We start from the raw sequence: 13,371 nt of genomic DNA on the forward strand, positions 1-13,371 counted from the left end.
ATAACAGAGAACGTTATTTCAAATTCTCCGGGTTTAACGCGTCAAGCTCGGGAATGACGAAGCGTCCGTCTTTGCGGATCAGGACGTCATCGAAATAAATCTCGCCGCCGCCGTATTCCGGTCTTTGGATCATGACAATGTCCCAGTGAATGGCGGAATGGTTGCCATTTGCCGCTTCCTCATAGCATTGGCCGGGTGTGAAGTGGAAGCTGCCGTCAATCTTCTCGTCAAAAAGGATATCCTTCATCGGGTGCTGAATGTACGGATTGACCCCGATGGCAAACTCGCCGATAAAGCGGGCCCCTTCGTCTGTATCGAGAATCTTGTTAATCCGGTCTGAATCGTTTGCTGACGCCTTAATGATTTTCCCGTTTTCAAAGGTGAAGCTGATGTTTTCAAAAGTAAAGCCCTGGTAAGGCGAAGGCGTATTGTATGTAATGGTCCCGTTCACTGAGTCGCGTACCGGGGCCGTATATACTTCGCCATCAGGGATATTGCGCAGGCCTGCACACTTGATGGCCGGCACATCTTTCACAGAAAATTGAAGGTCGGTGCCTGGTCCTTTAATGTGGACTTTATCTGTACGGTCAAATAAGGCAACGAGCGCATCCATTGCTTTATCCATTTTGCTGTAGTCGAGGTTGCATACATCAAAATAAAAATCTTCAAACGCCTCGGTGCTTGTATTGGCAAGCTGGGCCATTGAGGAGCTAGGATAGCGGAGCACCACCCATTTTGTTTTCGGAACGCGGATTTCGCGATGGACTTTCGTGCCGACTGATTTCCCATACAGGGTCATTTTTTCACTAGGGACATCCGCCAGTTCAGAAATGTTATCTCCAGCCCGTAAGCCGATATAAGCATCCATATCCTTCATCACGTTTGCTTCATAGGAAGCAAGTAAATTCAATTGCTCCTCCGACGCGCCCATCAAAAGCGAGCGGTCTACCTGGTGATCCTTCAATAAAACAAAAGGATAGCCCCCGGCTTTATATGCTTCATCCACCAGGGCAGTGACGAGCTGGCGCTGCAGGCCGAAGTTCTCAATTAATACCTTTTCTCCTTTTTGCAAATTCACCGAATATGTAATTAAATTATGAGCGAGCTTAGTTATACGTGGATCTCTCATCTGAACGCCTCCTTTATGTAACTTATTGTAAACATAATCGGAATTTTTAACAACTTTGGCGAGAAAGAAGGATTCATTAAAGAGATTAGCGAAGTTATTCAGACACCTATGTTTACAAATGAGCAAAGATGGGTAAATGTGTATACATATAAGGCGTTGAGACAGCAGGGAGGTGACGTTAGTTTGGAAAGTTTATTGTACATAAGTGCGCTGATTGTAGCCGTAGCGTTCGCTATTTTAGTTTTTTCGCTTGTCAAAACATTGAAATCGGCAAATAAGACACTTGATCATGTAGCCAGCACAATGGCAGGGTTGGAGAAGCAGATCAACGGAATTACGAAGGAAACAGAAGAACTTCTCCAGCGCACAAATCAGTTGGCTGATGATATAAAAGGAAAAACCGAATCCTTTAATACTGTTTTCGCTTCATTTAAGGAGCTTGGAGACTCCGTCGGGCAAGTGAATAAGTCACTGCGGCACGTGTCAGATACCGTATCCGAACAAACGGTAAAGCAATCCGAAAATATTGCCCAGGCGGTACAATGGGGCAATGTCGTGATTGATTTATATACGAAATTCAAGCAAAGAAAACAGCACTTAAATCTTAGTAAGGAGGAGACCAAATGAGTGAAATGAATACGAAAGACTTTCTTATTGGATCTTTAATCGGAGGAATTGTAGGGGCCTCAGCCGCGTTGCTGTTAGCACCGAAATCAGGCAAAGAGCTTCGTAATGATTTAAATGAACAAGCGCAATTGGCAAAAGAGAAGACGACCCAGCTGACATCAACCGCTTATGATAAAGGAAATGAATGGGCCTCTTATGCAAAGGAAAAATCAGCTTCCATCGCTAAAGTCGTCAGTGATCAGTCTGCCCAGGTAGTTGATAAAGTAAAGGAAGTCACCTCCAATGTGAAAGCCGATGCTGAAGAAACAAAAGAGCTCGCAGATGAGTTGGCTGGCGAGGTAGGCGAGGCACAGGAGGAAGTGAAGGAAACAGTCAAACGGGAAGTGGATGAGATTCAGGCAAAAATTGAAGAAGAAGCGAGTCAAACGAAGTAACATCAAGCTATCATTGTGGCTTCGTTCTGCATCAAGGCCTTATCGGAGGAAAACTTCGGTAGGGCCTTTAATAATGAGGCGCAGGCGTTGAGCATAACAAAAAGCCCGTTGTGAGTCGCTTTCTCGCAACGGGCTTGGGCCTTGTCACCTATGTTCCCTTTTTAAGAGGAGCGGAATAAAGAAAGCTTTTCGCCAACGAGAAGCTCAATCCGGTCCCCGTTTATTAATGGACTGTTGAAGCTTGTTTCTTCGCCATTTTTTCGCAGGACTACTTTCTTTCCTGAAAGATGAGCCAGGTCGATTTCGACGGCGGTGAAGATATCCTGAAGAATAAACGGCTCTTCCTTTTTAAACGACAACTGAAGCTGATCGTTTGCCCGCAGTTCATCGGACGGGGAGAGCACGCTGTCGCCCCGTTTTACTTCCACAACCGTTTTATATATTTCCACAGGGTCATTATTGTAGAAGACGGTGATGCTTTTTTCGGGCTCCACTTCGTTTTGCCTGAGAAATGTCGCTACGGTTAGCTGATTTTCCGAAGCTACCTCCCAGCTTATCTCGTCTCCGCTTTTCACTTCATGGCCTGGCAGCACCGGTCTGCCATTAAGCAGAAGCTTCGTCTGTTTTGGCTGAAACGACCAGCGTTCCCCATTAACGATAATTGTCACCGGCTCAAAGTTGTGGGGACCTATGTTTTCCAGCTGCAGAATCTCTTTTACGGTTCGTTTTGAGAGCAGTGTAATTTGGTCGCGTTCGTTGACGAAGGAATCTTTTGAGGCAACGACTCCATTTTGTAAAATAGTCGCTGTGATTTCCCGTTTCTCGCCATTGATCACGAGCGATAACGTCGGAATGTCCTCAAGCAGGTCGGCGATTGTCGCCTTCGCCTGCTCGCCATTTTGCCCCCGTTCTACTACAATCTGATCGCCAGCTTCCAGCGGGGAATCGAGTGTTGTCGGCTGCCCGTTTTTCAGCAGAAGGGGCGGCCCTCCATATTCGCCCGGAATGGAAATAAGCTGCTCCTGAACCGTAACCATAAGCGCAAGGCCCGGTTTGCCATACAATCGGGCGATATCGATTCCGGCGGCGAGTAAGCCGTCTCCTATCGTTAATTTTTTGACGTCGAACAGGCGCAAAGTCCGCCCGTTTACCGTAACACTACTATATTGGATCGGATTTTCTTTCGCCGCAATCGCAATACCGATCGGAGTGACGAGCTCCGGACCGAATGGATCACCGGGCTTTGATTGTAAAGCTTTAATCGCATCGGCTCCGCGAATCGCGACCCTGTTCTCTGGCAGACCTAAATATTCAGCGACATAATAAGGTAAAAGGGGGGTCAGGCTTCCTCCTCCTACGAGCATAACCGCTTTCGGAGTTCTTCCATTTAAGCGGATAATTTCTTCACTGATCGAACGGGCGAGATGCTGAATGTTCCCTTCGATCGGAGCGATGAACTCTTTTTTCGCATATGACATTTCTGTGCCGAGAATATCGGTGATCTCGACGGTTTCCTGCGTGGAAAGCTGCCGCTTGACCTGCTCGGCATCAGGAAAGTCGAGCAAATAATGATCGCTGATGGCTTCGGTAATTTCATCTCCTGCGACCGGCACCATTCCGTAGGCAATCACCGTATTTTCATCCGTTAAGGCTATGTCTGATGTCCCGGCACCAATATCGACGAGTGCGACATTTAAGCGGCGCATCGAAGGCGGAATGAGGACATTTATTGCGGCGATCGGCTCTAATGTTAACGCTTCAAGCTCCAGTTCAGCTCTTGTCAGGGCGGCGAGCAGTGATTCAACGACGACCTTTGGCAGGAAAGTCGCGATCACTTCCACCGCTGCCAGCTTGCCTGTCTGATCAAGCAGGCTGCCGATCGGTTCGTTGTCGAGAGAATAAGCGAGAACCGAATAGCCGACACAGTAATAATCAATCGTCGATGCGTCATCGATTTCATTTGCCAGCTGAAATTGGGCCTGCTGGACTGCGCTTAGCTCTAAATGCAGCACATCATCACGATCAAACATCGGCTTTGCCGAAATATCAATTTCAAAACGGGCCCGCTTTGTTTTCAGAGAGCGCCCGGCAGCGGCGACGCATACTTTCCGCAGAGGACCGTGCTGTTCTTCAAGCTTGTGCTTTACTGTCTCGATCACTTTAGCAACAGCAGGCACATCATGAATTTGGCCATCGAGCATCGCCCGTTCCTCATGCTCCTTTATGACAGAGTCAATTAAGGAAAAGGAGCCGTTTTCAGGACGTAACAAAAGGCCGACAACAGAGCGAGTACCGATATCAAGGGCGAATAAAGGGGAAGATTGATCAGTAGTCATGACAAACACCTGCGTTCTTTTAAAGTTTTTGACATACTTATGTTTCTTTTATTCTACTAAAGTTTGCCGGAGAACGTAAGAGAAAGATATATTATGTCGCTTTAACGCTTAAAAGCGTCTAATTATTAAAGAAAAAGTTCGTGACTTTCTGATAAGCATCCCTTATAATAAACCTAATCACGAAGAAGCCAAAGGATAAAAAGGAGTGGAGAGTTGTGAGTAACGAGAAAGTAGATCAGTTGAGAGCCGAGTTAGATGAGGTGAATCTTAAGCTTCTGGAATTGATTAATGAAAGAGCTCACCTCGTACAGGAAATTGGAAAGATCAAAGGAACTCAAGGCGTAAACCGTTTTGATCCTGTCAGAGAGAGAAGCATGCTTGATCATATCGCGGCCAATAATAAAGGCCCGTTCGAGACATCGACGTTACAGCATATTTTCAAACAAATCTTCAAAGCTAGTCTTGAATTGCAAGAAGAAGATAACAGCAAAGCTTTGCTCGTTTCCCGTAAGAAGCATCCTGAGAATACAGTGGTTGATCTTAAAGGGGTGAAGATGGGAGACGGCCAGCAGCGGTTAGTGATGGGACCTTGCGCGGTCGAAAGCTACGAGCAAGTACTGACGGTGGCGAAAGCGTTAAAGGATCGCGGCATTCATGTCCTGCGCGGCGGAGCATTTAAACCGCGGACATCTCCGTATGATTTTCAGGGATTGGGAGTCGAAGGGCTGAAGATTCTTAAGCAGGTTGCAGATGAGCTGGATATGGTCGTCATTAGTGAAATCGTCAGTCCATCTGATGTTGAAGTCGGGGCAGAATATTTAGATGTCATTCAAATCGGCGCCCGCAATATGCAAAACTTTGAGCTGTTGAAAGCCGCTGGTTCTGTTCAAAAGCCGGTATTATTAAAACGAGGCTTATCAGCCACAATTTCTGAGTTTATCCATGCGGCCGAGTACGTCGTATCGAAAGGAAATACAAACCTTATGCTTTGCGAACGCGGTATTCGCACCTTTGAAACAGCAACGCGTAATACGCTGGATATTTCCGCGGTACCGATTTTAAAGCAGGAAACACATTTGCCGGTCCTTGTCGATGTGACGCATTCAACCGGACGGCGTGATCTGTTGCTTCCGGCAGCGAAGGCGGCCTTGGCCATCGGGGCTGACGCAGTGATGGCCGAAGTGCATCCGGATCCGGCGGTTGCATTGTCTGATTCGGCGCAGCAGATGGATATTCCGCAATTCCATGCCTTTATCGACGAATTGCAAGCTTCCGGCTTATACAAAGGGTAAGCATGCCTGGATGAATTTCCGGCGCTGTCACCTCTCTTGAAAATAACGAAAAACGTGACGCGGCTCAGGCGTGTGGGTGTGTCAAAAGGAAATCGATCCTTTTGACACACCTTCTTTTTGTGAAATCACATGATTCAGCTCAAAGAGGAGAATAATAAGTAGGAATAGGCGTTTTGGGGAACGAAAAAGGTTCCGTTGTCTACTTTTCTGAAAAGAAATTGAAAATGCTGTGAAAATTTTTCATAAGCGGGTCGATATAAGTAGTGTAAGACATTGCGGAACCTCCTCATAGTATCGTATGATAACAATACATTAAGTTCGCTGAAGGAGGACTACATTTGAATACGACAATATATGACGTAGCACGAGAAGCGGGTGTGTCGATGGCAACGGTCTCACGCGTTGTCAATGGCAATCCTAATGTTAAGCCGGCAACCCGTAAAAAGGTTCTGGATGCAATTGAACGGTTAGGGTACCGTCCAAATGCGGTGGCGCGTGGTCTCGCCAGTAAAAAAACAACGACTGTAGGGGTGATTATTCCCGATATTTCGAGCATTTTCTTTGCGGAGCTGGCGCGAGGGATTGAAGATATTGCGACGATGTACAAGTACAATATCATTCTTTGTAACTCCGATCAGAACAAGGAAAAGGAAATTCATTTAATTAACACGCTGTTAGAGAAGCAGGTTGACGGAATTGTTTTCATGGGCAGTGTCATTACTGAGGAGCATGCCGAGCAATTCAAGCGTTCACCTGTTCCGGTTGTGTTGGCGGCTACGCTTGATACGAACAAGGAGTTGCCATCTGTAAATATCGATTATAAGCAGGCAGTTCATGACGCGATTAAAAGCCTGATTGAAAAAGGACATCAACGAATTGGAATGCTTTCCGGCACGCTCGATGATCCAATTAACGGTTACCAGAAGTTTGCCGGTTACCGGGAAGCTCTTGAAAGCAACGAAATTGAGTTCGATGAAGAGCTTGTCGTTATTGGAGATTATACATACGACTCGGGTCTTGAAGCGATGCAATCCTTTTTGCAGTTGGATGAAAAGCCGACAGCAATTTTTGCGGCGACAGACGAAATGGCATTAGGCATTATTCACGCCGCCCAGGATAACGGTATTACCATTCCTGATGACCTCGAAGTGATCGGCTTCGATAATACGCGTTTAGCTGTTATGGTACGCCCGACGCTGACGACAGTCGTACAGCCTATTTATGACATTGGAGCTGTATCGATGCGGTTGCTGACAAAATATATGAACAAAGAGGAAGTGCTTGATCACATCGTGGAGCTCCCTCACCGTATTGAGTATCGTCAATCAACGAAAGCGTAAGGGGCAGATTGTGAGGCAGGGAGAGGACTATGAAAAAATTTGATTTACTGACGCCAATAGGACTCGTATTAGGGATAGTCGTGCTCCTATTGGCTGTCTTTTCAAACTCTGGACCATCTGGACTTATTTTCTTTATTCAAATTTCCTCCATTTTAATTGTCGTTGGAGGAGTGTTTGCCGCGATTGTGATCACCTTTTCCTTTGGGGAACTGAAGGCCGTACCGAAAGTTGTACGTGAGGCATTTCGGACGGAAGATCACGATTTGAAAGAACTGATTGAGACATTTGTCGATTTGTCAGGAAAGGCAAGACGCGAAGGGTTATTAGCGCTTGAAGCAGGTCTTGACGACGTGACTGACCCGTTCATTAAAAAAGGAGTACTCCTCGCCGTTGACGGGATTGAACCCGATGTGATCAAGGACATTATGATGGCAGAGGTGGTGGCGATGGAAGAACGCCACCGCAAAGGACGGGCCATTATCGAAAAGGCGGGCGAATATGCTCCGGCATGGGGGATGATCGGAACGTTAATCGGACTTGTTTTGATGCTGCAAAATTTGAATGATCCCGGTTCATTAGGTCCGAGCATGGCGGTCGCCCTTTTAACAACTTTGTATGGGACCGTGCTGGCCAATCTTGTCTTTTTGCCGATGGCTACGAAACTAGTAAACAAGACTGATGAAGAAGTGTTTGTGAAACAGATTATCATTGAAGGCGTTATTGGCGTGCAATCTGGTCAAAACCCTAAAATTCTTGAAGAAAAGCTGAGTGCATTCATAAAGGAAACGAAGCAAATAGAAGAAGATTTAGGTGATGAGTATGATCAAGCGTAGAAGACGTCGGCAAGTCGATAAGGGGGCACCGAAATGGATGGTCACCTTTTCCGATATGATGACTCTTATTCTCGTATTCTTCATTCTCCTATTTTCGATGTCTGTCGTCGATGCTCAGAAATTTCGCGCGATTGCTGAATCTTTTCAGCAAAGACAAATTTTTGAGTTTCTCCCTTCAGCGATAGAATTTGACAATACGGCCGAAGAGCGTGAAGGAGACCGGCAAGATCCTTTTGAGGACGGACAGTTTGGTGAAAGCGGCTCTGAAACGGAAGTAAACATGGACGCCCTTCTTGCTGAAGTACAAAATTTTCTTGAGGAAAATGAATTAACAGAAGGTATCTCGGCAACGAGGGATGATCGTGGGGTCGTGCTAGTCCTGCAGGAACGGACGCTTTTTGAAACAGCGGAAGCCGAGATCCTTCCAGAGGCGCTTCCTTTTTTAGAGAAGGTTGGAACATTGCTTGAAGCGATTCCAAATATGGTCAGGGTGGAAGGTCATACCGACAGCCGGCCAATTTCCACTTTTCGCTACCCGTCAAACTGGGAGCTGTCCGGCGCGAGGGCGAGCAGTGTTATCCGACATTTGATCAACACCTATGACCTTGATCCGAAACGCTTTGTCGCAACAGGATATGGCGATACACGGCCGGTCGTGCCGAATACGTCTGTTGAAAACCTGCAGACAAACCGCCGCGTCGTCATTGTGATTTCGGACCCGAACAGTGAAGACAATCAAACGTTCTAAATCCAAAGATGTCTGAATAAAGATCTACCATGAGGCGACGGCTTCGATCTGCACCAGCCAGGAGGAAAGAAATCCACTTTCCTTCTGGCTTTTTATCTATGCTGCTCTAGCTAGGACGATCTCTTTTTTTCATTGAGAATATGGAAAATCGCTTTTTCCAATGTTTTACGGTTTTTCTCTGTAATTTCCTGTTTGCGCGGGATAGCGGGAATCAGATCAACCGGATCATCCCAGGACGTTGGCAGTCCGACGTCAGCCTGCTTTTCCCAGGCTTGCCGCCACTCTTTGGCAAGCGGTTCATCCCGCTTAGCGGTTTGGCCGGTCATCTCGAGCCAAATCGAAGCCCAAGCACGCGGCACGACACGCCAAATATCATAGCCGCCACCACCGACAGCGATCCATTTTCCTCCGCAATATTCATGAGCCATTTCATGGGCGATTTTCGGAATCGTATGAAAGGTCCTAATGGAGGAACACAGATGAGTCAACGGATCGAGATGGTGGGCATCCGCTCCATTTTGCGTTAAAATGACATCCGGCTTGAAAAAATCAGCCACCTCGCGAATGGATGCTTCATATACTTCGAGAAAGGAATCATCCTCTGTAAACGCATCAAGCGGCACGTTGATGGAAAAGCCGTAGCCTTTTCCCGCTCCTTTTTCATGCACTTGCCCGGTCCCCGGAAATAAATAACGCCCCGTTTCATGAATGCTCAACGTACAAACATCGGGATCATCGTAAAAAGCCCACTGGACCCCGTCGCCGTGATGCGCATCGGTATCGACATACAGCACTCTGGCCCCGTATTTTTTTCGCATGTATTCAATGGCAATCGAGCTGTCATTGTAGATGCAAAAGCCCGATGCTTTCCCTTTAAACCCGTGGTGCAGGCCTCCACCGGGATGAAAGGCGTGCAAGGCGGCGCCGCTCATGACTTGATCAACGGCTGTCAACGTTCCGCCGACGAGAAGTGAGGCAGCCTCGTGCATCTGCGGGAAGATCGGCGTGTCTTCTGTCCCAAGCCCGTAGTTGTCGGCGACGGACTCGGCAAGCGTACCTTCGCTTGCTGCTTTTACAGCTTGAATAAAGGCATCGTCATGAATGAGAGCGATTTCATCTTCGCTTGCCATTCGTGGGGCAATAATCTGTTCATCAGAAAGGGCTCCGCTTTTTTTCAATAAATCATACGTAAGGGCAAGCCGCAAATGATTAAAAGGATGCTTTTCGTTAAAGCGGTAAGCTTGCTGCTCATCTGAAAAAATAAATACGGATGGATGTTTCATCATCATAACCTCGGTTCCCCAGGCCAGATGACTTCATAGCCCTGATTCTCAAGAATACCGATCAGACGGCGCGGATCCATCGTCTGAACACGGAAGGTTAATACTTTATAAGCCGGGTCTTTGTGTGGGTAGACTAGGACGCTTGTAATATTGACCTTGTTTAGTTTGAAGATGGTCGCAATATCGGCAAGCTTGCCGGTAATATTTTCGACCTTAATTTCAATATGGGAGCTTGGCTGATTGGCGCCAATCAGTTCCACTAAGGAGTGGAGCACGTCCTTTTCTGTAATCAGGCCGACTAATCTTCCGTCGTCGATAATTGGCAGGCAGCCGATATGATGCTCGTAAAAAATATTCGAGATCTCCTCGACAAAATCAAGCGGATGGGCAGTAATCACATCGCGTTTCATAATGGTCGAAACAGGCTTATGAAAGTCTTCAAGGTGATCGGTTGCGTGAAAAATTGAGGGGCTTGCATCGCGAATATCACGATCCGAGACAATTCCGATAATATGGGCATCATCGTCAACGACTGGAATATGTTTAATTTTATGAAGCTCAATTAAACGCATCGCTTCTTTAATTGTGGCATCAGCAGGTAATGTGATCACATCCCGCGTCATAATTTGTTCAATGAGCATATCATTACCACCTCTTTCGTTGTACTAGTACATAAACCGGTTTTGAAAGCGCAGCTGGTCAAACTTCTGTAACGACTCGGCGGAAATCCGTTTGCCGATCCGCGCCATCAGGCAATTTGCCGGATGGGAGCAAATCTCCGGGTCGTCGGTAGCATACCATTCCAGCCCGCCGGCATTCATCATTTTTTCCATTACTTTGCGGTACTCCCAAACATCGAGACCGCTGCCTTTTAAGTCCCAATGCCAGTAATATTCCGTCGTAATAATGATGTAGTCCTCCATCGCATCATCGAGCATCGACATTCGCAGCAAGTTTTTTCCCAGCTGCGCTCCGCGGTAGTCGGGTGCAACTTCGATCGCGCCAAGCTCAAGCAGGTTTTCCATTTTGCCTTCTGCCCAGCGTTCCATCGGATCAGGGTAAACGAAAGTGACATAGCCGACGACCGTTTGATCATCGCGGATAATATTGATGCGACCTTCCGGTAAATCGGCGATCTCCAACAGCGCTTTCTTTTGTTCTTCCGGGGGACGGAACGCAACAAGCCCCGGGTGAAAAGCGTATGTCTCAAGCCTTTCAGCTGGAACCGGGCCTTCAATTTGCAAAGGGCGTCCATCAAATAAAACTTCTACACAATAATAGGTTTTGGAGTGAATCATGATCTGTTTTCCCCACCTCAATTTTTGCCCGATATTTTATCTGGTCGGTGATACGTTTATTTTCTCATAGATTTTTCCTTGGAACAATTTTAATTTGAATAAAGAATCTATCTGTATTATAATAGTTATGAAAATACATAGAGAGAGGAAGATGTGTAATGAAAATGCAAGCGCTTCCATCCGAAAACAAAAATAGTAATCTGGCTAATTATGAAGAAGCGGCTGCTTCTTTTGATTGGAGCACTGTTGAACAACAGTTCACCTGGAGCAAAACCGGCAAGCTGAACCTCGCCTATGAAGCGATTGACCGTCATGTTGAGGAAGATAAGGGAGAGAAAGTCGCCCTTTACTATAGTGATAAAAGCAGAGATGAACAGTATACGTTTAAAGAAATGAAACAGTATTCCAATAAAGCCGGCAATGTGCTGCGCGACGCGGGCGTGAAAAAAGGGGACCGGGTGTTTATTTTCATGCCACGTTCACCTGAGTTATATTTCGCGACAATCGGTGCGATTAAGCTAGGAGCGATTGTCGGCCCGCTTTTTGAAGCGTTTATGGAAGGTGCGGTACGGGATCGTCTTGAAGATAGCGAGGCAAAGGTTTTAGTGACAACGCCAACCTTGCTTGAACGGGTCCCGGTCGATGATCTGCCGAAGCTCGAAACAATTTTAATTGTGGATGAAGCGTATGAAGAGAATGGCGCCTACTTGAACTTTTTAACGCGCTTGAACGCGGCAAGTGATGAACTGGACATTGAATGGGTTGACCGGGAAGATGGCCTGATTCTTCATTATACGTCCGGTTCCACCGGGAAGCCAAAAGGTGTGCTGCATGTGCATAATGCGATGCTTCAGCATTACCAGACCGCCAAGTGGGTGCTTGATCTTAAGGACGATGACATTTACTGGTGTACAGCAGATCCGGGCTGGGTGACAGGGACCTCCTACGGGATTTTCGGCCCGTGGCTGACCGGTACGACCAATGTCGTACGTGGTGGACGCTTCAGCCCGCAGGACTGGTATGAGACATTGGAGCGCTACCGCGTTTCGGTCTGGTATAGTGCCCCTACAGCTTTCCGGATGCTGATGAGTGCTGGAGATGAAGTCGTAAAAAATTATGATCTGTCCTCCTTGCGCCATATTCTGAGCGTTGGAGAACCGCTTAACCCTGAAGTCGTCCGCTGGGGCAAGAAAGTGTTTGACCTCCGTATTCACGACACATGGTGGATGACGGAAACGGGAGCGCAGATCATTTGTAATTATCCATCGATGGATATTCGTCCCGGCTCCATGGGGAAACCGATTCCTGGTGTCAAAGCGGCGATTATCGACGATCAGGGCAATGAGCTTCCGCCGAACCGGATGGGCAATCTGGCGATTAAAAAAGGCTGGCCGTCTATGATGCGGGCAATCTGGAACAATGAGGAAAAATACAAAAGCTATTTTGAAATCGAAGGCTGGTATGTATCCGGTGATTCCGCCTACATGGATGAAGATGGATACTTCTGGTTCCAGGGACGGATTGATGATGTGATCATGACATCAGGCGAACGCGTCGGTCCATTTGAAGTGGAGAGTAAGCTCGTTGAGCATCCGGCTGTAGCCGAAGCCGGGGTGATCGGCAAGCCGGATCCGGTCCGCGGTGAGATTATTAAAGCCTTTGTCGCTTTACGTGACGGCTATGAAGTAACGGATGAACTGAAGGAAGACATTCGGAACTTTGTCAAAAAAGGCTTAGCGGCTCATGCGGCTCCGCGCGAAATCGAGTTCAGGGATAAATTGCCAAAAACAAGAAGCGGAAAAATTATGCGTCGTGTCCTGAAAGCCTGGGAGCTTGACCTGCCAACAGGCGACTTATCAACAATGGAGGATTAACGGCAAATACAGTGGCTGGACAGAAGGTTGCTTATACCTTTTGCCCAGCCCTTCGTTTTGTCTCAAGCTCTTACTTGTCATCCCCTCGTTTTTTGCGTGGGGGTTTCGTCATTGATTCTTCTAGGGAAGAGGTATTTTCTGTTCGTTGCAGGCCAGATCAGACTCACGTATAAAACA

At 47.1% G+C, this 13,371-nt stretch carries 12 protein-coding genes; 7 read left to right on the plus strand and 5 right to left on the minus strand.

Translation table 11 applies throughout. The features are described from left to right. Positions 1 to 13: 13 nt before the first annotated feature. Positions 14 to 1,129, minus strand: coding sequence for an aminopeptidase (locus tag ABMB67_RS10030; protein ID WP_354571980.1), 1,116 nt, complete (start codon positions 1,127 to 1,129; stop codon positions 14 to 16). Between the two features lie 183 nt (positions 1,130 to 1,312). On the opposite strand from ABMB67_RS10030, the gene ABMB67_RS10035 reads away from it, so the two are divergent. Beyond that, positions 1,313 to 1,756, plus strand: a complete 444-nt coding sequence (locus ABMB67_RS10035; protein WP_251223762.1) for a DUF948 domain-containing protein — start codon at positions 1,313 to 1,315, stop codon at positions 1,754 to 1,756. Continuing rightward, positions 1,753 to 2,190: a YtxH domain-containing protein gene (locus ABMB67_RS10040; RefSeq protein WP_251223763.1), complete on the plus strand. Its 438-nt coding sequence runs from the start codon at positions 1,753 to 1,755 to the stop codon at positions 2,188 to 2,190. The genes ABMB67_RS10035 and ABMB67_RS10040 overlap by 4 nt, the downstream gene beginning before the upstream one ends. Before the next feature lie 161 nt (positions 2,191 to 2,351). Here ABMB67_RS10040 and ABMB67_RS10045 read toward each other — a convergent pair whose 3' ends face one another. Beyond that, positions 2,352 to 4,526 (minus strand): cell division protein FtsA, encoded by a 2,175-nt coding sequence (locus tag ABMB67_RS10045; RefSeq protein ID WP_354571981.1) that lies wholly within the window; start codon positions 4,524 to 4,526, stop codon positions 2,352 to 2,354. A gap of 215 nt (positions 4,527 to 4,741) precedes the next feature. Between ABMB67_RS10045 and ABMB67_RS10050 the strand changes: the two genes are divergently transcribed. From ABMB67_RS10050 to motS, 4 genes are all read left to right on the plus strand, one after another. After that, positions 4,742 to 5,818 (plus strand): bifunctional 3-deoxy-7-phosphoheptulonate synthase/chorismate mutase, encoded by a 1,077-nt coding sequence (locus ABMB67_RS10050; protein ID WP_251223765.1) that lies wholly within the window; start codon positions 4,742 to 4,744, stop codon positions 5,816 to 5,818. 338 nt (positions 5,819 to 6,156) lie between these two features. Next, positions 6,157 to 7,158: a catabolite control protein A gene (gene ccpA / locus ABMB67_RS10055; protein ID WP_354571982.1), complete on the plus strand. Its 1,002-nt coding sequence runs from the start codon at positions 6,157 to 6,159 to the stop codon at positions 7,156 to 7,158. A 29-nt stretch (positions 7,159 to 7,187) separates the two neighbouring features. After that, complete coding sequence (motP, locus tag ABMB67_RS10060; protein ID WP_251223767.1) at positions 7,188 to 7,991, plus strand: flagellar motor protein MotP; 804 nt, start codon at positions 7,188 to 7,190, stop codon at positions 7,989 to 7,991. After that, positions 7,978 to 8,739, plus strand: a complete 762-nt coding sequence (motS, locus tag ABMB67_RS10065) for a flagellar motor protein MotS (RefSeq protein WP_251223822.1) — start codon at positions 7,978 to 7,980, stop codon at positions 8,737 to 8,739. The genes motP and motS overlap by 14 nt, the downstream gene beginning before the upstream one ends. Before the next feature lie 110 nt (positions 8,740 to 8,849). Here the strand turns inward: motS and ABMB67_RS10070 are convergent, their stop codons facing one another. The 3 genes from ABMB67_RS10070 to ABMB67_RS10080 are packed head-to-tail and all read right to left on the minus strand — an operon-like array spanning position 8,850 to position 11,320. Further along, positions 8,850 to 10,022 carry an acetoin utilization protein AcuC gene (locus ABMB67_RS10070; protein ID WP_251223823.1) on the minus strand — a complete coding sequence of 391 codons (1,173 nt, stop codon included), beginning with the start codon at positions 10,020 to 10,022 and terminating at the stop codon, positions 8,850 to 8,852. Positions 10,023 to 10,024: 2 nt separating this feature from the next. After that, on the minus strand, positions 10,025 to 10,663 hold the full coding sequence (locus tag ABMB67_RS10075) for an acetoin utilization AcuB family protein (protein WP_251223768.1): 639 nt from the start codon (positions 10,661 to 10,663) through the stop codon (positions 10,025 to 10,027). Positions 10,664 to 10,687: 24 nt separating this feature from the next. Beyond that, on the minus strand, positions 10,688 to 11,320 hold the full coding sequence (locus tag ABMB67_RS10080) for a GNAT family N-acetyltransferase (RefSeq protein ID WP_354571983.1): 633 nt from the start codon (positions 11,318 to 11,320) through the stop codon (positions 10,688 to 10,690). A 158-nt stretch (positions 11,321 to 11,478) separates the two neighbouring features. Between ABMB67_RS10080 and acsA the strand changes: the two genes are divergently transcribed. Next, complete coding sequence (acsA, locus tag ABMB67_RS10085; RefSeq protein WP_354571984.1) at positions 11,479 to 13,194, plus strand: acetate--CoA ligase; 1,716 nt, start codon at positions 11,479 to 11,481, stop codon at positions 13,192 to 13,194. The last annotated feature ends 177 nt before the right edge of the window (positions 13,195 to 13,371 follow it).

The organism is Halalkalibacter oceani (genome assembly GCF_040544555.1).
Lineage (GTDB): Bacteria > Bacillota > Bacilli > Bacillales > Bacillaceae_D > Halalkalibacter > Halalkalibacter oceani.

Excerpts from the sequence above, each read along its gene's own strand:
- ABMB67_RS10080 (WP_354571983.1), bottom strand. The coding sequence starts at position 11,320 with ATGATTCACTCCAAAACCTATTATTGTGTAGAAGTTTTATTTGATGGA.
- ABMB67_RS10070 (WP_251223823.1), bottom strand. The coding sequence starts at position 10,022 with ATGAAACATCCATCCGTATTTATTTTTTCAGATGAGCAGCAAGCTTAC.
- ABMB67_RS10040 (WP_251223763.1), top strand. The coding sequence starts at position 1,753 with ATGAGTGAAATGAATACGAAAGACTTTCTTATTGGATCTTTAATCGGA.
- acsA (WP_354571984.1), top strand. The coding sequence starts at position 11,479 with ATGAAAATGCAAGCGCTTCCATCCGAAAACAAAAATAGTAATCTGGCT.
- motS (WP_251223822.1), top strand. The coding sequence starts at position 7,978 with ATGATCAAGCGTAGAAGACGTCGGCAAGTCGATAAGGGGGCACCGAAA.
- motP (WP_251223767.1), top strand. The coding sequence starts at position 7,188 with ATGAAAAAATTTGATTTACTGACGCCAATAGGACTCGTATTAGGGATA.
- ABMB67_RS10030 (WP_354571980.1), bottom strand. The coding sequence starts at position 1,129 with ATGAGAGATCCACGTATAACTAAGCTCGCTCATAATTTAATTACATAT.
- ABMB67_RS10075 (WP_251223768.1), bottom strand. The coding sequence starts at position 10,663 with ATGCTCATTGAACAAATTATGACGCGGGATGTGATCACATTACCTGCT.
- ABMB67_RS10045 (WP_354571981.1), bottom strand. The coding sequence starts at position 4,526 with ATGACTACTGATCAATCTTCCCCTTTATTCGCCCTTGATATCGGTACT.